This window comes from Enterobacter sp. H2G27 (assembly GCF_054403075.1).
In genome coordinates, this window is sequence record NZ_JBSVSI010000001.1 from 1,402,280 (window position 1) to 1,421,358 (window position 19,079).

General features: G+C 52.6%; 21 protein-coding genes, 2 tRNA genes and 2 other RNA genes. 13 read left to right on the forward strand and 12 right to left on the reverse strand.

The features are described 5' to 3' along the window. Nucleotides 1-8: 8 nt before the first annotated feature. The 4 genes from ACW9E7_RS06550 to ACW9E7_RS06565 all read right to left on the reverse strand — a co-directional run bounded on the left by ACW9E7_RS06550 (nt 9) and on the right by ACW9E7_RS06565 (nt 1,546). Nucleotides 9-143, reverse strand: a non-coding RNA gene (locus ACW9E7_RS06550) — RtT sRNA. Nucleotides 144-188: 45 nt separating this feature from the next. Then, nucleotides 189-325: non-coding RNA, RtT sRNA (locus ACW9E7_RS06555), on the reverse strand. A gap of 44 nt (nt 326-369) precedes the next feature. Next, nucleotides 370-457, reverse strand: a tRNA-Ser gene (locus tag ACW9E7_RS06560). Between the two features lie 228 nt (nt 458-685). Then, nucleotides 686-1,546: a pirin family protein gene (locus tag ACW9E7_RS06565; protein ID WP_458727446.1), complete on the reverse strand. Its 861-nt coding sequence runs from the start codon at nt 1,544-1,546 to the stop codon at nt 686-688. Nucleotides 1,547-1,655: 109 nt separating this feature from the next. On the opposite strand from ACW9E7_RS06565, the gene ACW9E7_RS06570 reads away from it, so the two are divergent. Beyond that, on the forward strand, nt 1,656-2,561 hold the full coding sequence (locus ACW9E7_RS06570) for a LysR family transcriptional regulator (protein WP_252092729.1): 906 nt from the start codon (nt 1,656-1,658) through the stop codon (nt 2,559-2,561). 134 nt (nt 2,562-2,695) lie between these two features. Here the strand turns inward: ACW9E7_RS06570 and ACW9E7_RS06575 are convergent. Continuing rightward, nucleotides 2,696-2,783, reverse strand: a tRNA-Ser gene (locus ACW9E7_RS06575). Nucleotides 2,784-3,015: 232 nt separating this feature from the next. On the opposite strand from ACW9E7_RS06575, the gene ghrA reads away from it, so the two are divergent. From ghrA to ACW9E7_RS06595, 4 genes are all read left to right on the forward strand, one after another. Next, entirely contained in the window at nt 3,016-3,954 is a 939-nt protein-coding gene (ghrA, locus tag ACW9E7_RS06580; RefSeq protein WP_115874709.1) for a glyoxylate/hydroxypyruvate reductase GhrA, read from the forward strand. 84 nt (nt 3,955-4,038) lie between these two features. Beyond that, entirely contained in the window at nt 4,039-4,776 is a 738-nt protein-coding gene (locus tag ACW9E7_RS06585; protein ID WP_008500850.1) for a phosphatase, read from the forward strand. Nucleotides 4,777-4,797: 21 nt separating this feature from the next. Continuing rightward, the gene (locus ACW9E7_RS06590; protein ID WP_458727447.1) at nt 4,798-5,352 is read left to right on the forward strand and encodes a TorD/DmsD family molecular chaperone; all 555 of its coding nucleotides are present in this window, start codon (nt 4,798-4,800) and stop codon (nt 5,350-5,352) included. 96 nt (nt 5,353-5,448) lie between these two features. Further along, nucleotides 5,449-5,931 (forward strand): DUF1097 domain-containing protein, encoded by a 483-nt coding sequence (locus ACW9E7_RS06595; RefSeq protein ID WP_146749032.1) that lies wholly within the window; start codon nt 5,449-5,451, stop codon nt 5,929-5,931. A 43-nt stretch (nt 5,932-5,974) separates the two neighbouring features. Here the strand turns inward: ACW9E7_RS06595 and csgG are convergent, their stop codons facing one another. From csgG to csgD, 4 genes are read right to left on the reverse strand one after another with little or no spacing between them, the layout of a single operon-like run. After that, nucleotides 5,975-6,808, reverse strand: a complete 834-nt coding sequence (gene csgG / locus ACW9E7_RS06600) for a curli production assembly/transport protein CsgG (RefSeq protein ID WP_021240792.1) — start codon at nt 6,806-6,808, stop codon at nt 5,975-5,977. 26 nt (nt 6,809-6,834) lie between these two features. Then, entirely contained in the window at nt 6,835-7,248 is a 414-nt protein-coding gene (csgF, locus tag ACW9E7_RS06605) for a curli production assembly/transport protein CsgF (protein WP_023311106.1), read from the reverse strand. 23 nt (nt 7,249-7,271) lie between these two features. Continuing rightward, entirely contained in the window at nt 7,272-7,661 is a 390-nt protein-coding gene (gene csgE, locus ACW9E7_RS06610; RefSeq protein ID WP_008500845.1) for a curli production assembly/transport protein CsgE, read from the reverse strand. Nucleotides 7,662-7,665: 4 nt separating this feature from the next. Beyond that, a complete protein-coding gene (gene csgD / locus ACW9E7_RS06615; RefSeq protein WP_021240790.1) occupies nt 7,666-8,316 on the reverse strand; it encodes a biofilm master transcriptional regulator CsgD in 651 nt (216 codons plus the stop codon). A 764-nt stretch (nt 8,317-9,080) separates the two neighbouring features. Between csgD and csgB the strand changes: the two genes are divergently transcribed. The 5 genes from csgB (at nt 9,081) to ymdB (ending at nt 11,559) form a co-directional block, all read left to right on the forward strand. Further along, on the forward strand, nt 9,081-9,536 hold the full coding sequence (csgB, locus tag ACW9E7_RS06620) for a curli minor subunit CsgB (protein ID WP_111966173.1): 456 nt from the start codon (nt 9,081-9,083) through the stop codon (nt 9,534-9,536). Between the two features lie 41 nt (nt 9,537-9,577). Beyond that, complete coding sequence (gene csgA / locus ACW9E7_RS06625) at nt 9,578-10,030, forward strand: curli major subunit CsgA (protein ID WP_008500842.1); 453 nt, start codon at nt 9,578-9,580, stop codon at nt 10,028-10,030. Nucleotides 10,031-10,091: 61 nt separating this feature from the next. Beyond that, nucleotides 10,092-10,424, forward strand: coding sequence for a curli assembly chaperone CsgC (gene csgC / locus ACW9E7_RS06630; protein ID WP_133294153.1), 333 nt, complete (start codon nt 10,092-10,094; stop codon nt 10,422-10,424). A gap of 164 nt (nt 10,425-10,588) precedes the next feature. Beyond that, entirely contained in the window at nt 10,589-10,909 is a 321-nt protein-coding gene (locus tag ACW9E7_RS06635) for a type 1 fimbrial protein (protein WP_458727448.1), read from the forward strand. A gap of 107 nt (nt 10,910-11,016) precedes the next feature. Beyond that, nucleotides 11,017-11,559 carry an O-acetyl-ADP-ribose deacetylase gene (gene ymdB / locus ACW9E7_RS06640; protein WP_133294154.1) on the forward strand — a complete coding sequence of 181 codons (543 nt, stop codon included), beginning with the start codon at nt 11,017-11,019 and terminating at the stop codon, nt 11,557-11,559. 33 nt (nt 11,560-11,592) lie between these two features. On the opposite strand, the gene mdoC is transcribed toward ymdB, so the two are convergent. Further along, nucleotides 11,593-12,732 carry a glucans biosynthesis protein MdoC gene (mdoC, locus tag ACW9E7_RS06645; protein WP_115874712.1) on the reverse strand — a complete coding sequence of 380 codons (1,140 nt, stop codon included), beginning with the start codon at nt 12,730-12,732 and terminating at the stop codon, nt 11,593-11,595. Nucleotides 12,733-12,986: 254 nt separating this feature from the next. Here mdoC and mdoG point away from each other — a divergent pair, with 254 nt between their 5' ends. From mdoG to ACW9E7_RS06660, 3 genes are all read left to right on the forward strand, one after another. After that, nucleotides 12,987-14,540 carry a glucans biosynthesis protein MdoG gene (gene mdoG / locus ACW9E7_RS06650; RefSeq protein WP_111966168.1) on the forward strand — a complete coding sequence of 518 codons (1,554 nt, stop codon included), beginning with the start codon at nt 12,987-12,989 and terminating at the stop codon, nt 14,538-14,540. Beyond that, nucleotides 14,533-17,061 carry a glucans biosynthesis glucosyltransferase MdoH gene (gene mdoH / locus ACW9E7_RS06655; RefSeq protein WP_045908288.1) on the forward strand — a complete coding sequence of 843 codons (2,529 nt, stop codon included), beginning with the start codon at nt 14,533-14,535 and terminating at the stop codon, nt 17,059-17,061. The genes mdoG and mdoH overlap by 8 nt, the downstream gene beginning before the upstream one ends. Nucleotides 17,062-17,145: 84 nt before the next feature. Continuing rightward, a complete protein-coding gene (locus tag ACW9E7_RS06660; protein ID WP_032650824.1) occupies nt 17,146-17,373 on the forward strand; it encodes a YceK/YidQ family lipoprotein in 228 nt (75 codons plus the stop codon). A 6-nt stretch (nt 17,374-17,379) separates the two neighbouring features. Here ACW9E7_RS06660 and ACW9E7_RS06665 read toward each other — a convergent pair whose 3' ends face one another. Together ACW9E7_RS06665 and mdtG are read right to left on the reverse strand one after the other, a co-directional pair. Continuing rightward, a complete protein-coding gene (locus ACW9E7_RS06665) occupies nt 17,380-17,754 on the reverse strand; it encodes a MysB family protein (protein WP_023311118.1) in 375 nt (124 codons plus the stop codon). A gap of 97 nt (nt 17,755-17,851) precedes the next feature. Continuing rightward, complete coding sequence (mdtG, locus tag ACW9E7_RS06670; RefSeq protein WP_115874715.1) at nt 17,852-19,069, reverse strand: multidrug efflux MFS transporter MdtG; 1,218 nt, start codon at nt 19,067-19,069, stop codon at nt 17,852-17,854. Nucleotides 19,070-19,079: the final 10 nt, after the last annotated feature.

Below are 19,079 nucleotides of genomic sequence, written 5' to 3' on the forward strand. Positions count from 1 at the left end.
CTCAAATATGGCGGTGAGGGGGGATTGACTCGCTTTGCTCGCCCTGCGGGCAGCCTGTTCGCTGCACTCACAGTCTGTCCAACTGGCTGCGCCAGTTGTCGAACCCCGGTCGGGGATTCTCATCCCCCCTTTTCGGAGAATATAAAAGAAAAAAGCCCGTACTTTCGTACGAGCTCTCATCTCAAATATGGCGGTGAGGGGGGGATTGACTCGCTTTGCTCGCCCTGCGGGCAGCCTGTTCGCTGCACTCACAGTCTGTCCAACTGGCTGCGCCAGTTGTCGAACCCCGGTCGGGGATTCTCATCCCCCCTTTTCGGAGAATATAAAAGAAAAAAGCCCGTACTTTCGTACGAGCTCTCATCTCAAATATGGCGGTGAGGGGGGGATTCGAACCCCCGATACGTTGCCGTATACACACTTTCCAGGCGTGCTCCTTCAGCCACTCGGACACCTCACCATATTGTTTTGCTGCCTGACCGCTTGGGGGGCAACGGGGCGCTACTATAGGGAGTTGCGCTGACACGGTCAAGCAGATTTTCAGCTTTAGTGCCTGTTCGGTTAAGCAATAATCAGCTCCACGGTTTTTACGCCGTGGAGCAGGGGATAACGCTGTGAATCGAGAACTTGACGGTTCAAGGGGGCGCTGGATCTTGGAGATCGCAGCGGCAGTCCTCCTTTATTACGTTCAGATCTGGCCGAAGCGGCCGGAATTGAAATCACGAATGGCTTCGTTGATTTCACTCTTAGTGTTCATCACAAACGGGCCATAGCCCGCGATCGGTTCATTCAGCGGCTCGCCGGCCATCAGCAGCACTTTTGCATCGCTGTTCGCCTCCAGGTGCAGTTTGTCACCTTCCTGACTCAATACGACCAGCTGGGCTTCACCCGCCTGAGTTACACCGTTCAACGTGATGCTGCCTTCAAGCACGACCAGCGCCGTGCTCCAGCCTTCAGGCTGATTGAGCGTCAGATGGCTTCCCTGGTTCAGCGCGATGTCCCAGACGTTAAGCGGCGAGAAGGTGTGCGCCGGGCCTGTCACCGTGTCGTAGTGACCGGCAATAACTCGCAGCGAACCGCTGTTATCCGGCAGCGTCACCACCGGGATGTCGGCTTTCGTGATGCTCTGGTAGCCCGGTGCCGCCATCTTGTCTTTCGCCGGCAGGTTGACCCAAAGCTGCATCATTTTCAGTTCCCCGCCTTTCTGCGAGAACGCGCTGGAGTGGAACTCCTCGTGCAAAATGCCTGCCCCTGCGGTCATCCACTGCACGTCGCCGGGACCAATGACGCCGCCTTTACCCGTGGAGTCGCGATGCTCCACTTCACCGGCATAGACGATAGTGACCGTTTCAAAACCCCGGTGAGGGTGTTGACCCACCCCACGTTTCGCACCATCAGCCGGAAAGGTATACGGGCCCGCGTAGTCCAGCAACAGGAACGGGCTGAGCGGCTCGCCGTGCGTCTGATAAGAAAACATTGAACGGACCGGGAAACCATCGCCAACCCAGTGCTGGCGGGGAGCGGTATAAACGCCTGTTACGTTTTTCATGATTAACTCCTGATGTTCTGTTGATGTAATTAGCTTATATTCAGGGTCAATATCCCGGTAGATAGTGAAAATGGCATTCACTGTTCTGAAAATAGAACGATGAGGTTTTATGCAGGATCTCAATGACTTTGTCTGGTTTGTGAAGGTGGTGGACTACGGTGGCTTTGCTGCGGCGGGAAGGGCGCTTGACCTGCCAAAGTCCAGGCTAAGCCGCCGGATTGCGCAGCTGGAAGAGCGGCTTGGCGTACGGCTCATCCATAGAACAACCCGGCATTTTACGGTGACCGAGGTCGGCCAGACGTTCTATCAGCACTGCAAAGCGATGATGGTGGAGGCCGAGGCTGCCGAGGAAGCCGTGGCGGCACTGCAGGCCGAACCGCGCGGTATCGTCAGGATCACGTGCCCGATAACCTTACTGCATGTCCACGTTGGTCCGATGCTGGCAAGATTTATGGCGCGCTACCCCGGGATCAATCTTCAGCTTGAGGCGACTAACCGGCGGGTAGATCTGGTGGGAGAGGGCGTGGATATCGCGATCCGCGTACGCCCGCGTCCGTTTGATGACAGTGACCTGGTGCTAAGGGTGCTGGCTGACAGGGGGCATTGCCTGGTGGCAAGCCCGGCGTTGATTGCCCGTCTGGGGGAACCGTCAATGCCGTCTGAACTCAGCGCCTGGCCTGGATTAAGTATGGGGGAGGGAAAGCACAACCATAAGTGGGCACTTTCCGGACCCGACGGGGCGAAAGCGGAGATCCATTACCATCCCCGTTTGATCAGTACGGATATGCTCGCGCTGCGTGAAGCCGCCATGGCAGGCATTGGCGTGGTGCAGTTGCCGATTTTGATGGTGAAGGATCAGCTTGCGTCCGGTGAGCTGGTCCGGGTGCTTGAGGCATGGGAACCCAGACGGGAAGTGATTCACGCCGTTTATCCTTCAAGACGCGGTTTGCTGCCCTCCGTTAGGGCGCTGGTGGATTTTCTGACCGAAGAGTATGCGAAGATGGTGGAAGACTAGTTTTTTCCAGGTCGGGTAAGCGCAGCGCTACCCGACATGAGTTTCGCACAGAGCCACAAGGTTCGAATCCCCCCTGCGTGCGTACAATATGCGAAAAAAAAGCCCGCATTTTCATGCGAGCTCTCCTTTAAATATGGCGGTGAGGGGGGGATTCGAACCCCCGATACGTTGCCGTATACACACTTTCCAGGCGTGCTCCTTCAGCCACTCGGACACCTCACCATATTGTCATCCTGTTGTTGACGGGACGGGCGCTAATGTAAGGAAAAGCCGAACTGCCGTCAACTCACTTTTTCAGTAATTTAGCGCGTTTAGACAAACTTCAGGCAACATGATTCTTAAATGTGCATAAAATGCCTCTTTTATCAGCAACGCGGTTTCCTGATAAATTTGTTATGCTGACAATCCACTTGAAAATGAAAGCAAAACAGCGCAATAAAAGGCAGGAATGACCATGGATATTCTCTTCTATCACCCTACATTTGATAACGCTTACTGGATTGACGCACTTTCGGCGGCGCTGCCCGGCGCACGCGTACGCGAGTGGAAGCGCGGCGATAATGAACATGCTGACTATGCCCTGGTCTGGCATCCTCCGGTAGAAATGCTCCAGGGACGCAAGCTGAAGGCCGTTTTTGCCCTTGGAGCCGGCGTGGATTCCATTCTGAGCAAACTTAAGGCACACCCTGAAATGCTGCCGGAAGACGTTCCACTGTTTCGCCTGGAAGATACCGGAATGGGCCAGCAGATGCAGGAATATGCCGTGAGCCAGGTTCTGCACTGGTTCCGCCGCTTTGATGACTATCAGGCATTTAAGCAGCAGGCCCGCTGGGAGCCGCTGCCGGATTACCGTCGTGAAGACTTTACCATCGGCATCCTCGGCGCGGGCGTGCTGGGCTCAAAAGTGGCTGAAGCCCTTGCTCCGTGGGGCTTTCCGCTGCGCTGCTGGAGTCGCAGCCGCAAAGATTATCCGGGCGTAGAGAGCTTTGCCGGGACGGATGAACTCCCGGCCTTTCTGAACGGGACGCGCGTGCTCATCAACCTGCTGCCCAATACGGCGGAAACGGTCGGTATCATCAATGAAGCGTTGCTCAATCAGCTCGTCGATCGGAGCTACCTGATGAACCTGGCGCGCGGGGTGCATCTGGTCGAGCCCGATCTGCTGAAGGCGCTGGACAGTGGAAAGCTTAAAGGTGCCATGCTGGATGTCTATAGCCGTGAGCCGCTACCCGCGGAAAGCCCGCTGTGGGCGCACCCGCGCGTCGCGATGACCCCTCACGTGGCCGCCGTGACGCGTCCGGCAGAAGCGGTGGCGTATATATCCCATACCATCAGCGAAATGGAAAAGGGTAACCCGGTCACCGGCCAGGTCGACAGACAGCGCGGCTACTGAGAGAAACCCGGCGTTCGCCGGGTTTTTGCTAATATTCGCCGCTGATAACTGCTATCCTTTGGAAAAACCGCAGAGGAGAGAGAGATGTATCCCGTTGACCTGCATATGCACACCGTCGCCAGTACCCACGCTTATAGCAACCTCCATGATTATATCGCCCAGGCGAAGCTTAAAGGCATCAAGCTGTTCGCGATCACCGATCATGGCCCGGATATGGCGGATGCGCCGCACTACTGGCATTTTGTGAATATGCGGATCTGGCCACGTCTGGTGGACGGCATTGGGATACTGCGCGGCATTGAGGCAAACATCAAAAATACCGACGGTGAGATCGACTGCACCGGACCGATGCTGACGTCTCTTGACCTTATCCTCGCCGGCTTCCATGAGCCGGTTTTTGCTCCTCAGGATAAAGAGACCAATACCGCGGCGATGATTGCCACCATTGCCAGCGGCAATGTGCACATTATCAGTCATCCCGGTAACCCAAAATATCCGATTGATATTCAGGCTGTCGCGCAGGCGGCAGCGAAGCACCGCGTGGCGCTGGAGATTAATAACTCCTCTTTTGTTCACTCGCGTAAGGGCAGTGAAGCCAACTGTCGCGAAGTGGCGGCCGCCGTCCGCGATGCGGGCGGCATGGTGGCGTTGGGCTCAGATTCTCATACCGCGTTTACGCTGGGTGATTTCAGCGAGTGCCTGAAAGTGCTGAATGATGTTAACTTCCCGGAAGCGCAAATCCTGAACGTTACTCCGCGCCGCATGCTCGATTTCCTCGAGTCCCGCGGCATGGAGCCGATTGCCGAATTTGCCGATCTTTAATTGTGTAATGGAATAATAAAAATGAACGAGTTTTCCATCCTCTGCCGCGTGCTGGGTACGCTCTATTATCGCCAGCCGCAAGACCCGCTGTTGGTTCCGCTTTTTACGTTGATTCGTGAAGGTAAACTGGCGCAGAACTGGCCGCTGGAACAGGATGATTTACTGGAACGTCTGCAAAAAAGCTGCGATATGCAGCAGATTGCGACGGACTACAATGCACTGTTCGTCGGCGATGAGTGCCGCGTTTCGCCATACCGTTCTGCCTGGCAGGAAGGGGCGACGGAAGCGGAAGTCCGCGCTTTCCTCTCAACCCGCGGTATGCCGCTGAGCGATACGCCGGCGGATCATATCGGTACGCTGCTGCTTGCTGCCTCCTGGATCGAAGACAACGCCGGGGATGATGAGAACGAAGCTATTGAAACCCTGTTCGAAACGTACCTGCTGCCGTGGGTCGGAACATTCCTTGGTAAAGTCGAAGCGCATGCCACCTCGCCATTCTGGAGAACGCTGGCACCGCTCACGCGCGACGCGATCGCGGCGATGTGGGATGAGCTCGAAGAAGAGAATGGAGAGTGATCTAGGTCACATAAATTCTGCAATCTTGCATTTCAATTTGCACATAATGTGCTTCTGATCGCATTTCTATGGTGCGCTTCTGCTAAGATGCGCGCCATGAACATATTACTTTGTATCGCAATAACGACGGGCATTCTCTCCGGGCTTTGGGGATGGGTGGCCATGTCTCTCGGATTACTCAGCTGGGCCGGATTCCTTGGCTGTACGGCCTATTTCGCCTGCCCGCAGGGGGGCGTCAAAGGGCTCTTTATCTCTGGCTGCACCCTGATGAGCGGCGTTATCTGGGCGTTGGTGATCATGAAAGGCAGCGCGCTGGCGCCGCATCTGGAGATGCTGGGATACGTGATGACGGGCGTTGTTGCCTTTTTAATGTGCATCCAGGCTAAGCATCTGCTGCTTTCATTTGTTCCTGGAACCTTTATGGGGGCGTGTGCGACCTTTGCAGGGCAGGGTGACTGGAAGCTGGTGGTCCCCTCACTGGTGCTGGGGTTGCTGTTTGGCTATGCCATGAAAAACAGTGGTCTTTGGCTGGCGTCGCGGCGGGAAAAAGCGCAAAACGTCACGGCAGTGAGCGAATAAAAAAAGGCGAGATAATCATCTCGCCTTTTTTATGCGCTTCCTGTCAGGATTCCGGAGGGACTGACATATCGCGGTATTTCACCAGTATCGGGTTCTGCACGTCTGCTTTGTTTTGCAGATCCCACAGCCCGCGGTCAATACCGTCGTTGATTAAGAAGATCACGCCGGTTTCAATGGCTGACATCAGACACATCATGACCGGCTCGTTGGAGGTGTAGCCAATTTCACCCTCCAGCAAACGCTGGTAATCGATGAAGCGGAATACCCCTGCCTGAACTTCATAGGACAGTATGGTTTTGCTGGTGTTCACCGAAGAGAGCACTTCGCCTGTACTGACGTTGACTACACGCAGGTTAACGGCAATTTGGTCGAGCTGGTATTGGGTATCCGCGCCGATACCGAAGTACCGTGCGCCCGCTCCACCCGATTTAACGTTACTTTCGTAGCCAATAATCGATCCTTCAATCATCACGTTCGCTGCCGCCAGAGATTCCAGAGGCGTACGGTTATTGGCCGCGACGGTACCATTTTCCTGTGCTGCACGAATGATTTTACGTTCATTCAACAGGTTCTGAAGACCTTGACGTTCCAGGGGAATAAACCAGTGCGAATCCTTGAGCGCGGTAACCAGCATCGCGGTGGCGCTTTGCGGCACGGCCGTGGAGAAGTTACTTGCCGGGTAAGGTTTGAATTGCCCGGTTTCATCCTGAATGTTGTATACGGAGACAAATATTTTCCCCGTTGGAGCAGGTAAATGCGTTAAATCACGATAACTCTGGGCCCGAGGCATTAATGTAGGTTTTGCAGCTTCTTTAGGTGGAGCAGTTAAACAACCGCTCAATAAGCACACTGCAACAAAAATCAGGAAGCGCTGCATGATCGTTGTCCTTATTTAGCTATTGTTTAAAAGTCAGTTGAATTACTTTGTAGACCGGAAACCTGAATGGTGGAGATTCTTCCGGTTTTACGATCGGTCACGTTCAACTGAAGCTGTCCGTCAGTGTTGGCGATATCAACGATAAAGTCGTTGGTCACCATCCGGCCGGGTTTACCGGTATTAATGTTGGTCAGTAACCCACCTAAAATCTGCGACTGAATAGCTTGAGTGAAGTTGTCCAGTGCGGACGGGGTATCAATGCTAAAATCCTTTAAGCTGGGATCCTTATAGGAGTTTTGCGCCTGAGCTTCATTCAGCAGGAACGCGCCGTTGTTAGGGTTACCGCCAAAGTTAGGGTTACGGAACTGAAACGTCATGTTTCCGGCCCAGCTTATGGGTGTTATTAGCATTATCGAAACAACTGCATATGCAATACGCATGACAGCCTCCGCATATCGGTTCGCTAGAACTCGTCTTTTGCTAAATCGCTGGTGCTTAATAGGGCTTTATCTATTTGCAGGCGATTAATAGCGTCTTCTGATTGTGCCAGTGCCAGGGCTACGTTTTTATCGAAGTCCATTTTTGTGGGGAATAAAAACGTTTGATAAATAACGTACTGATTAGCCGTTATTGTTATCCAACTTCCCCATCGTGCACTGGGCCGCTCGTTGATCGTTATATTTCCGGTATAAGTACTGTCCCATTTATCACTAAAGGCACGGTAAAAACTGTGCCCGACCGATGAAACAGTGTGGTCTGTTAACAATCCGGGAACTTCGACCTCGACGGCCTTCAGATTCCCGGCAGCGAGCAGGAAACTCGCTGCGGCGATCCAACTCAACGTGCGCTTCATGTGATTAACGCCTGAGGTTATCGTTTGCCCACGAAACAGCCTGAGTTCTGTTTTTCACAGCTATCTTCTTGAAAAGATTATAAAGGTGCGTCTTTACCGTATTTTCGCTGATAAATAACGAACGGGCGATTTCAATATTTGAAGCACCAATGCGTAACTTATTCAGGATCTCTTTCTCACGGTGCGTGAGCAGTGCTGACTCTGAGCTGTTATAACGATAATTTCCCGAGTGCGTGATGAGATAACTGGCAAGCTTTTGCGAAAAATAACACTCTCCGCGCAATATACCTTGCAGACCCTCAACTACCCGGTCTTCTTCTTCTGTGACGTAGAACACGCCATTGATATGCGGCCAGCTTTCAATATCTCTGAAAGGATATTCATCAGGCGTATTCAACAATAGCACACGGATATTGTTGTTTTTCCTGCTTAAAATATCTTGCCAGTAATGGATAAGTTTTTTATCCGCTTCCATCATATCGAAAAGAATGATGCTGCCAGGTGCAATATCATCAAAAGAACGTTGAATATTATGCAATTTCCCGTTCAGTGATAAAGATTGCTTTAAATGTTGTAATAATGCTGTCGCTTGCAGAGAAGGTTTTGTGATCAACAGTAATGTATGACCATGTAAACTATGGACTTCATTATACATGATGAAACCCCACTTTAATTGGCACCTGGCAGCTGTCCTCCTGTTTAAAAGAGGACACCAGAAGTACTGACAGATGTTGCACTGCTGTGTGTAGAATCAGACCATAACCTCCACAGGGAGGTAAATATAAAACCAATTTCGTACATCTAATTTCAATCTAGCTTTTACGAAGTTTAAAGCAAGTGTTAAACATGTAACATAATGTAAAAATCAATATTAATTTGTGAAATTGAGTTGTTTTGAATGGCGAGAATTGATGAGAAAGTTGTACACATAAATAGAGCTGCACAGATTTTAAAAATCATACAAATATTTTTAATTGCATGATTTAAATGGATATTTTTTATTTTTATAAAGCAATAATTTTGTATGAGTTACAGGTTTTTACTAAGCCCTCGAATGAGCAGCAGTTTGGCTTAAGAAAAGAGGCCTCGTGTCACGTGCTGAGAAAAAATGTTCTCATGCCGTTACGTTTAAACACCCCGGGAGGAGGCTTGGACAGCTTTTATCTTGCTGTACAACCCTTTCGAAAAATGCATTTAATAAAAAATATAAGCTGGCCTGAATAAAGTGGTTTTTGATGTAAATTACGACTTTGTGGTGATCTGAAAAATAAAAATAAGCCGCGCGGGTGAGATATTTAAAATGTTTCAGCGGACATACTCTTCACCGTAACGACGCGTTAACACAATACGAATCGTTTTTACATGTGACACTGTTATAGGGTTATGGAGTTATTCAATAACCAGGTCCAGGGTGACAACATGAAATACACATCGTTATTTATGATGTTTACATTACTGGGTGCGCCTGGATTTGTAACCGCAGCGAATTCAGATTTAGCAAATGCTGAATATAACTTTGCGGTTAACGAATTAAGTCTTTCATCACTCAATCAGGCAGCCATTATTGGTCAACAGGGTGTTTTCAATGACGCTCAGGTTCGCCAGGAAGGTTCGAAACTATTGTCCATTGTTTCCCAGGATGGGGCAGGCAACAGAGCAAGAGTTGATCAATCAGGGAGTTACAATATAGCCTGGATCGATCAGAGCGGAAACGCGAATGATGCAGGTATTACGCAAGATGGATACGGTAATAGCGCGAAAATTATCCAGAAAGGGTCGGGTAATAGAGCAAATATTACGCAGTACGGTACGCAGAAAACCGCAGTTGTAGTGCAGAAACAGTCGCAAATGGCGATTAACGTTATTCAACATTAGCGCTTTCGCGACGACTTTAATCAATCCGATGGGGGTTTACCATGAAATTTCTCAAAGTGGCAGCGCTTGCAGCAATCGTAGTTTCTGGTAGTGCTATGGCGGGTTCTATTAATCAGGGCGGCTGGGGTCATGGGCATGGTCATGGCGGATACAGTGGTCCAAATTCAACCCTGAATATTTATCAGGACGGTGGCGGTAACTCCGCGGTTGCTCTGCAGACAGACGCCAGAAATTCCGTGCTGAATATTACCCAGAAAGGTGGCGGTAACGGCGCTGACGTTGGTCAGGGTTCTGATGACAGTAAAATCAACCTGACCCAGAAAGGATTCGGCAACAGTGCAACACTTGATCAGTGGAACAGTAAAAAATCTGTTATGAACGTTAGCCAGTCCGGCGGCTTTAACGGCGCACTCGTTGACCAGACTGCCTCTAACTCTACTGTCAACGTTACCCAGATCGGTTTTGGTAACCACGCGACAGCTCATCAGTACTGATACTGAAATCTGTGCTACAAAAAAACAGGGCATCAGCCCTGTTTTTTTTCGGGAGTTCATCATGAATACCTTAATTCTCCTGGCCGCGCTTTCCAGTCAGATCACCTTCAAAACGTCGCAGCAGGAAAATATGACCACTATTATTCCTCAGGTCACTCTTACGCAGTCGTGTGATTGTCAGGTTCAGATTGTTTCTTTACGAGAAGGGCAGGGGGGGCAAAGTTCTTCCCGGCAGCAAAACACACTTTTTATACCCGCTAATCAGACGATTGATTTAATGCGCCTGAGTTTAAATATTAATGCAGGAGACACGGTAAAAATCGTTGTCACCGTTACAGATGGAAAATCGCTTCATTTATCACAACAGTGGTCGCCAGCGGAACGCCCGCTATAAAAATGTATTAAATCAATATGTTGTGAATGTGGCGGGTCTGTGCCGTTGAGCTATGCTGATATCAGGGACCAGGTCGTTATGTTCCGTAACGTGAAACTTCGTTTGCCGTAATAAATGAAGCGCGTTTACCCCTCATGGACGATTTTCATTGAGGAGTACCTATAATGAACAACTATTTTGCTCGACTCGTAGCAGGTCTGGGTCTGGTCGTTTCTGCTTTGAGTATCCCGGCTTATTCGGCCACAGTTGTTGACGGCGGTGTCATACATTTTCGCGGTGCTATCGTCGCCGACCCTTGTGAAGTCACTCCGCAGAAGCAACAATTTGCAATGTCATGTCCAAATAATAACCGTATGCAAACGCGTATGGTCAGCTATGAAGAGGCGCTTAACGGGAAAGTGAGCTACTCAAACCTGGCAACGCTCAATATGAAATACCTTAATCCTGAAAAAACGCTTGCAGTTATTGAAATCCAGTATCGCTAATGCGCGTTCTCCCCGCCCTGCGGTGGAAGAGGATTTTTTCTGATAGTTTTTTCTCCCGGTCACCTCTGCGATACACTTAAGAAAAAGGCGGATTGCAGAGGGGCTTTATGAAACCGCAAATTGAAATTATTCAAGGCGATATTACGACAATGCACGTCGACGTCATCGTCAATGCGGCCAATCCTTCCCTGATGGGGGGAGGCGGTGTGGACGGGGCTATTCACCGTGCTGCCGGACCGCAGCTGCTCGAAGCCTGTAAAACCGTGCGGCAACAGCAGGGCGAATGTCCTCCCGGTCATGCGGTAATTACGCTGGCGGGCAATCTGCCCGCCAGAGCGGTTATTCATGCCGTTGGGCCCGTCTGGCACGGTGGCGATCGGCACGAGGCGAGTATTCTGGAAGAGGCTTACCGGAACTGTCTGCGACTGGCCGCCGACAACGGTTATAAAACGATGGCGTTCCCGGCTATCAGCACCGGCGTGTATGGTTATCCTAAGGCGGCAGCCGCAACGATCGCTGTAGAAACCGTTTACCGCTATCTGTCGTTAAAACCGCTGCCAGAGAAGGTGATTTTTGTCTGTTTTGACGACGACACCACGCATCTTTATCAGCGGCTTCTGACTCAGCGCAAACAAGAGCTGGAAAGCTGAAGCAAACGCGGCGCATCTGGTGCGCCGCGTGGTTTATGAGGCTTTTGCCTGCGGTTTTCCTGAAAAGAGGAAACGCAGGAGCGGGATCCGCAGATGGATTTCGTAAAGTACGATCGCCACCCCTACCACAAAAACCAGCCCGGTAAAGAAGCCCAGCGTGTTGGAGGCGATGTGCGGTGTGATGTAAGCCCCGAAGAAAAGCGTCAACGGATGATGCACCAGATAGATAAACAGTGATGCATTAACGAAGTAAGTCACGCGGCTGGACTTAAAGTTCAGCAAGCGATGGCCCAGCGCGAATACCACGTTCACCATCCACAGGCCCAGCAGCATCGTGATCACGCTTTCGGTTTCATACATCCAGGCGTCGCCGCTGCCGTAGCGCTGATTCAGCAGATATGCAGCGAACGCGAAGGTTGCCCCCAGCGCGCACCACGGTGACGGGGTGACAAACAGCGATTTAAGCTTTGGATGAATAAAAGCCAGCGCGCCGATTAAAAAGAACGGAATGTAGAACAGTGACTGCATCACCACGAAATTAAATAACCCGTCGCTCAAAATAGGCGGATAGACGATAAGCAGCGTCCGTCGCACGGCGGCATAAGCGATCCCCAACAGCAAGAAGAGCACTGACAGTTTGCCCATCGTAACGTTGGCGAAGAAGGTGTCGGCTTTTGTGCTCAGATGGTGGCGCAGGCGACTAAAAATCAACAGACTTACCGTTGTGAGCACCACTAGGACCAGCAGGAACCACAGGTGAGACACCAGCTCCCAGACCAACGTATTGTACTTTTCATACAGCGTCAGATTCGGCCAGTTCTCCGCTTTGCCTTTGACGTATTGCAGCATAATGAACTGAGGCAGCGTCAGCAGCGGAATTGCGGTGAGCATGGGGATGCCCACGCGCTCCACGCGTACTTTCCACCATCGCTTAAGCGGGTATCGCAGAAACAGCATGTAAGAAAAATAGCCGGATATGACGAAGAAAACCTGCATACGAAAGGCGTGAATAAAGTCGTTAAACAGCGTCAGCCACCAGGAGGGCATCTGGCTATTCACGTGCCAGGTATGGCTGGAGTAAATCAGTGAAATGTGAAAGGGGATCCCCAATAGCATCAGCCAGGCCCTGATCGAGTCGAGGAAATATTCACGTTCTGTTGGTGTTGTGCTCATATAACGTTGTGCATTCTCAGACTTTTCGTCTTATCCCTAAGACTCATAATGGTTACATTCGAAGCCAACCCTACACCAAGACCGACACCCTGTCTCCAGGATAAGCACGCAAAGTGAATAGCGGGTTCTTTCATTTGCTTAATCCATGAGCCAGCAGCTGAACAAAGCAGTGATAATGTTGTCGGATTGCCTGAGTTTCCATTAAAATGGATCGGATCGATATAAGCACACAAAGGGGGAAGTGCTTACTTATTATGAAACATAAACCACAGATGATGAAAATGCGTTGGTTGGGTGCTGCAGTGGTGTTATCACTGTATACCTCATCGGCACTGGCCTTTAACATCGACGATGTCGCAAAACAGGCAAAATCGATGGCAGGCAAGAGCTACGAAGCGCCGAAAAGTAACTTGCCCTCCGTTTTCCGCGACATGAAGTATGCGGACTATCAGCAGATCCAGTTCAATCACGACAAAGCGTACTGGAGCAATATTAAAACCCCGTTCAAGCTTGAGTTTTATCATCAGGGTATGTACTTCGACACGCCTGTTGCCATCAATGAAGTGACGGCAACAGCGGTACGTAAGATCAAATACAGCCCGGATTACTTCAATTTTGGCAATGTGCAACACGACAAAGATACGGTGAAAGACCTGGGCTTCGCAGGCTTTAAGGTGCTTTACCCGATCAACAGCAAAGATAAAAACGACGAAATCGTCAGCATGCTTGGTGCCAGCTACTTCCGCGTGATTGGCGCGGGGCAGGTATACGGGCTTTCTGCGCGCGGACTGGCTATTGATACCGCGCTGCCATCAGGTGAAGAGTTCCCACGTTTCCGTGAGTTCTGGATTGAACGTCCAAAACCAACGGATAAACGTCTGACTATTTACGCGCTGCTGGATTCGCCGCGTGCGACCGGGGCCTACCGCTTTGTGATTATGCCGGGCCGCGACACGGTGGTTGACGTACAGTCTAAGGTTTACCTGCGTGATAAAGTGGGCAAACTTGGCGTTGCGCCGCTAACCAGCATGTTCCTGTTTGGGCCGAACCAGCCGTCACCGGCAACTAACTTCCGCCCGGAACTGCACGACTCCAACGGTCTGTCGATTCATGCCGGTAACGGTGAGTGGATCTGGCGTCCGCTGAATAACCCGAAACATCTGGCGGTGAGCAGCTTCGCGATGGAAAACCCACAAGGTTTTGGCCTGCTGCAGCGTGGTCGTCAGTTCTCCCGTTTTGAAGATTTGGACGATCGCTATGACCAGCGTCCAAGCGCCTGGGTCACGCCAAACGGTGACTGGGGTAAAGGTAAGGTCGAGCTGGTAGAAATTCCAACCAACGACGAAACCAACGATAACATCGTTGCTTACTGGACGCCGGATCAGCTGCCGGAAGCCGGTAAAGAGATGAACTTCAAGTACACCATTACCTTCAGCCGCGACGAAGATAAGCTGCATGCGCCGGATAACGCGTATGTGATGCAGACTCGCCGCTCAACGGGTGATGTGAAGCAGTCTAATCTGATTCGTCAGCCTGACGGTACCGTGGCGTTTGTCGTGGACTTCACAGGCCAGGATATGAAGAAACTGGCACCGGACACCGCCGTTGCCGCTCAGGCCAGCATCGGTGATAACGGTGAAATCGTTGAGAATACCGTGCGTTATAACCCGGTAACCAAAGGCTGGCGTCTGACCCTGCGCGTGAAAGTGAAAGATCCGAAACAGACCACTGAAATGCGTGCTGCGCTGGTCAGTAACGATCAGCCGCTGAGTGAAACCTGGAGCTATCAGCTACCTGCCAATGAATAATACATCTGAATATATTGATGCCATGCCGCTGACGGATATCGAAAAAGCGGCACTGCCTAAGAGCGACATCCGCGCAGTTCACACCGCGCTGGATGGTGAACATCGTCAGTTTTCCCGTGATGATGATACGCCGCTTGGGTCAGTCAAGGCGCGTCTGGAGCAGGCCTGGCCGGACTCGCTGGCGGAAGGGCAGTTGATTAAAGACGATGAAGGACGCGATCAGCTTCAGGCGATGCCGAAGGCCACGCGTTCCTCTATGTTCCCCGATCCGTGGCGCACCAACCCGGTGGGTCGCTTCTGGGATCGCCTGCGTGGACGTGATGTGACGCCGCGCTATCTGTCACGCCTGACGAAAGAAGAGCAGGCGTCTGAACAGAAATGGCGTACCGTGGGGACAATCCGTCGCTATATCCTGCTGCTTCTGACGCTTGCGCAGACGGTCGTCGCGACCTGGTATATGAAAACCATCCTGCCGTATCAGGGCTGGGCATTCATAAACCCGACGGACATGATGGGCCAGGATCTCTGGGTCTCCTTCATGCAGCTGCTGCCGTACATCCTGCAGAGCGGCATCCTTCTGCTGTTCGCGGTTCTCTTCTGCTGGGTCTCAGCCGGCTTCTGGACCGCGCTGATGGGCTTCCTGCAGCTGCTAATGGGGCGTGACAAATACAGCATTTCGGCGTCAACGGTCGGGGATGAACCCCTCAATCCTGAGCACCGTACCGCGCTGATTATGCCTATCTGTAACGAAGACGTTGACCGCGTATTCGCGGGCCTGCGTGCAACCTGGGAGTCCGTAAAGGCCACCGGCAACGCGGAGCATTTCGACGTTTACATCCTGAGCGACAGCTACAACCCCGATATCTGCGTGGCAGAACAAAAAGCGTGGATGGAGCTGATTGCGGAAGTGCAGGGCGAAGGACAGATCTTCTACCGCCGCCGTCGTCGTCGTGTGAAGCGTAAAAGCGGTAACATTGATGACTTCTGCCGTCGCTGGGGTAACCAGTACAGCTACATGGTGGTGCTGGATGCTGACTCCGTCATGAGCGGAGATTGCCTGAGTGGTCTGGTGCGTCTGATGGAAGCCAACCCAAACGCGGGTATTATCCAGTCCTCACCAAAAGCGTCCGGAATGGACACCCTTTATGCACGCTGCCAGCAGTTCGCCACCCGTGTTTACGGGCCGCTGTTTACGGCAGGTCTGCACTTCTGGCAACTGGGTGAATCGCACTACTGGGGTCACAACGCCATTATCCGCGTGAAGCCGTTCATTGAGCACTGTGCGCTGGCGCCGCTACCGGGCGAGGGTTCGTTTGCCGGCTCTATTCTGTCGCACGACTTCGTAGAAGCGGCGCTGATGCGCCGTGCCGGCTGGGGCGTCTGGATTGCCTACGACCTGCCGGGATCGTACGAAGAGCTGCCGCCGAACCTGCTGGACGAGCTCAAGCGTGACCGCCGCTGGTGTCACGGTAACCTGATGAACTTCCGCCTGTTCCTTGTTAAAGGAATGCACCCGGTTCACCGTGCGGTGTTCCTGACGGGCGTGATGTCTTATCTCTCCGCACCGCTGTGGTTTATGTTCCTTGCGCTCTCCACTGCGCTGCAGGTCGTCCATGCCCTGACGGAGCCGCAATACTTCCTCCAACCGCGGCAGCTGTTCCCGGTTTGGCCGCAGTGGCGTCCGGAGCTGGCGATCGCGCTGTTTGCCTCGACCATGGTGCTGCTGTTCTTGCCTAAGCTGCTCAGCATCATCCTGATCTGGTGCAAAGGCTCGAAAGAGTACGGCGGTTTCTTCCGCGTGACCCTTTCACTGCTGCTGGAAGTCCTGTTCTCCGTGCTGCTGGCGCCGGTGCGTATGCTGTTCCACACCGTGTTCGTGGTCAGCGCATTCCTGGGCTGGGAGGTGGTCTGGAACTCACCGCAGCGTGATGACGACTCCACGCCGTGGAGCGAAGCCTTTATGCGCCATGGTTCACAGCTGCTGCTGGGTCTGGTGTGGGCGGCCGGGATGGCGTGGCTGGATCTGCGCTTCCTGTTCTGGCTGGCGCCGATTGTCTTCTCGCTGATCCTGTCGCCGTTTGTCTCCGTGATCTCCAGCCGTTCGACGGTGGGGCTGCGGACCAAACGCTGGAAGCTGTTCCTGATCCCGGAAGAGTATTCCCCGCCGCAGGTGCTGGTGGATACCGATCGTTACCTGGAGCAGAACCGAAATCGCACGCTGGATGACGGCTTCATGCACGCCGTGTTTAACCCGTCATTCAACGCCCTGGCAACGGCTATGGCGACGGCGCGTCACCGCGCAAGCCAGGTGCTGGAGATTGCCCGCGATCGTCACGTTGAGCAGGCGCTTAACGAGACTCCGGAAAAACTCAACCGCGACCGTCGTCTGGTCCTGCTGAGCGACCCGGTCACGATGGCGCGTCTTCACTACCGCGTGTGGTCCGCTCCGGAGAGATACTCTTCGTGGGTAAACTACTATAAGGAACTGAAACTTAACCCGCTGGCGTTGAAGGCGAAGTAAGTTGTTAAGTAGGGCGGGTAAGCGAAGCGCCTCCCGCCAAATAAAATACCGGCTTAATCGCCGGTATTTTTTTAGAGGTTACTCATGAAAATAATCATCGTCGTACTGATGGCATGCCTGCTCAGCGGCTGCGGCAGTATCATCAGTCGCACCATTCCAGGGCAAGGCCACGGGAATCAGTATTACCCTGGCGTGAAATGGGATCTCCGTGATTCCGCATGGCGCTACCTGACTGTGCTCGATCTGCCGTTCTCGCTGATTTTCGACACGCTGCTGCTGCCGATTGATGCCAGCCACGGCCCTTACGAATAACCTACATTAACGTTCGTCCCACTCATCGGCTGCGGTTTGACCTTCTTCCGTATCAAGCGGCGGCTCGAGCTGAAACTCACCCTCATCCCACTCGTGCAGGGTGTTCTCTTCCAGCCATTCCTGCCGAAGTTCGATTTCGTCATAATCGCCGTCAAAGACGGCCTGCGCACCTTCACCACTTAATATCGGCAAACATTCCCCTTCTTCACCTTCATCGGCAAAGAATTCGGCCTGCCACATAATATCCCCATCCTGCAGAACGTATTTCTGGATATTAAGCTGTTGCACGTCAGCATCTTCTTCTTCAACGCCGGGGTTGTCGGCGAGGAACTCTTCACGAGCGGCATCAATAGCTTCTTCCAGCGTGGCGTACATGGTCATTGGTGTCTCCCTGTTTTCCAGAAGGTTTCAGGGAAAGAATAGCTGAATATCTGATTCTGCAAGTATGAATACGAAAATAAGCTGTCAGGCGTTCGTCTTATTCCGTCACCGGCCGTAACGCGCGGGATAAACTAAACCATGAATAAATGGCATTGAACAACACGACGCCCGCCGTCACGATAAAGACGGCGCGAAAACCGAAGCTGGCGGAGACCCCAGCCCCGAGCAGCGGTCCGGTGACGTTACCGATGTCCCGGAACGACTGGTTATAGCTGAAAATACGCCCGGCAATCTGGTTTGTAGAGTTGTAGACCAGCAGGGTCTGAACGGCGGGCAGTAACGCGCCGTCGGCTGCACCCAGTAAAAAGCGCAGGACGCCCAGTTGCCATGGCGTTTGCACCATCGACATCGGGATAAGCAGCAGGACGGAAATCACCAGCGCGCAGATCAGTATTTTTTCCGGACCCACCCGGTCCCCCAGTTTTCCGAGCCTCGGGGCGCTCAGCAGCGCCGCCACGCCGGGTACGGAGGCAATGAGTCCGCTGATAAACGCAATGTTGCTGACGTTACCCGCCAGATCGCGAACGTAAAGCGTCAGAATAGGGGCAATCGACCCGGTAGCCACCTGGATAATCATTGTCGTCACGAACAGGCTCAGCACCAGTCTGGGATTTTTGAGCGAGGTCAGCACTTCCCTGGCGTGGAGCATCTCTTTTTTGGCGACAGGCGTGAAGTTTTCACGAATACAGAGCAGGGTGACGATGAAGCACAGGAACAACACGCTGGCGGTGATAAAGAAAACCGGCCGCAGTCCATAGCTATCGGCCAGGAGTCCGCCGGCCAGTGGCCCCAGCAGGGCACCGCTCACGCCGCCCGTTGAGAGCGTGCCCAGCGCCCAGCCGCTTTTATGGCGGGGAATTTGTGTGGCAATCAGGGCGTTCGCGTTGGGAATAAATCCTCCCAGCAGGCCCAGCAGCGCGCGCAAAATCAGGAACTGCCAGACGTTTTGCGCCACGCCCATCAGCGCCATGATGATGGCCATCCCCAGCGCCGAACGCAGCAGCATGATTTTTCGCCCCTTACGGTCGGCAAGGCCGCCCCAGAAGGGTGAGGCTATCGCGGAAAACAGGAACGTGATGCTGAATACCAGGCCGGACCACATATTGAGCGCACTGTGGCCCGTCACGCCCAGCTGTTCGACGTAGAGCGGCAGGAAAGGCATAACCAGGCTAAACGCCGCGCCGGTGAGGAAACAGCCAAGCCACGCAACCGTGAGGTTACGCTTCCAGTTTATGGGGGCATCTGAGGGTGACATAACAATCCGC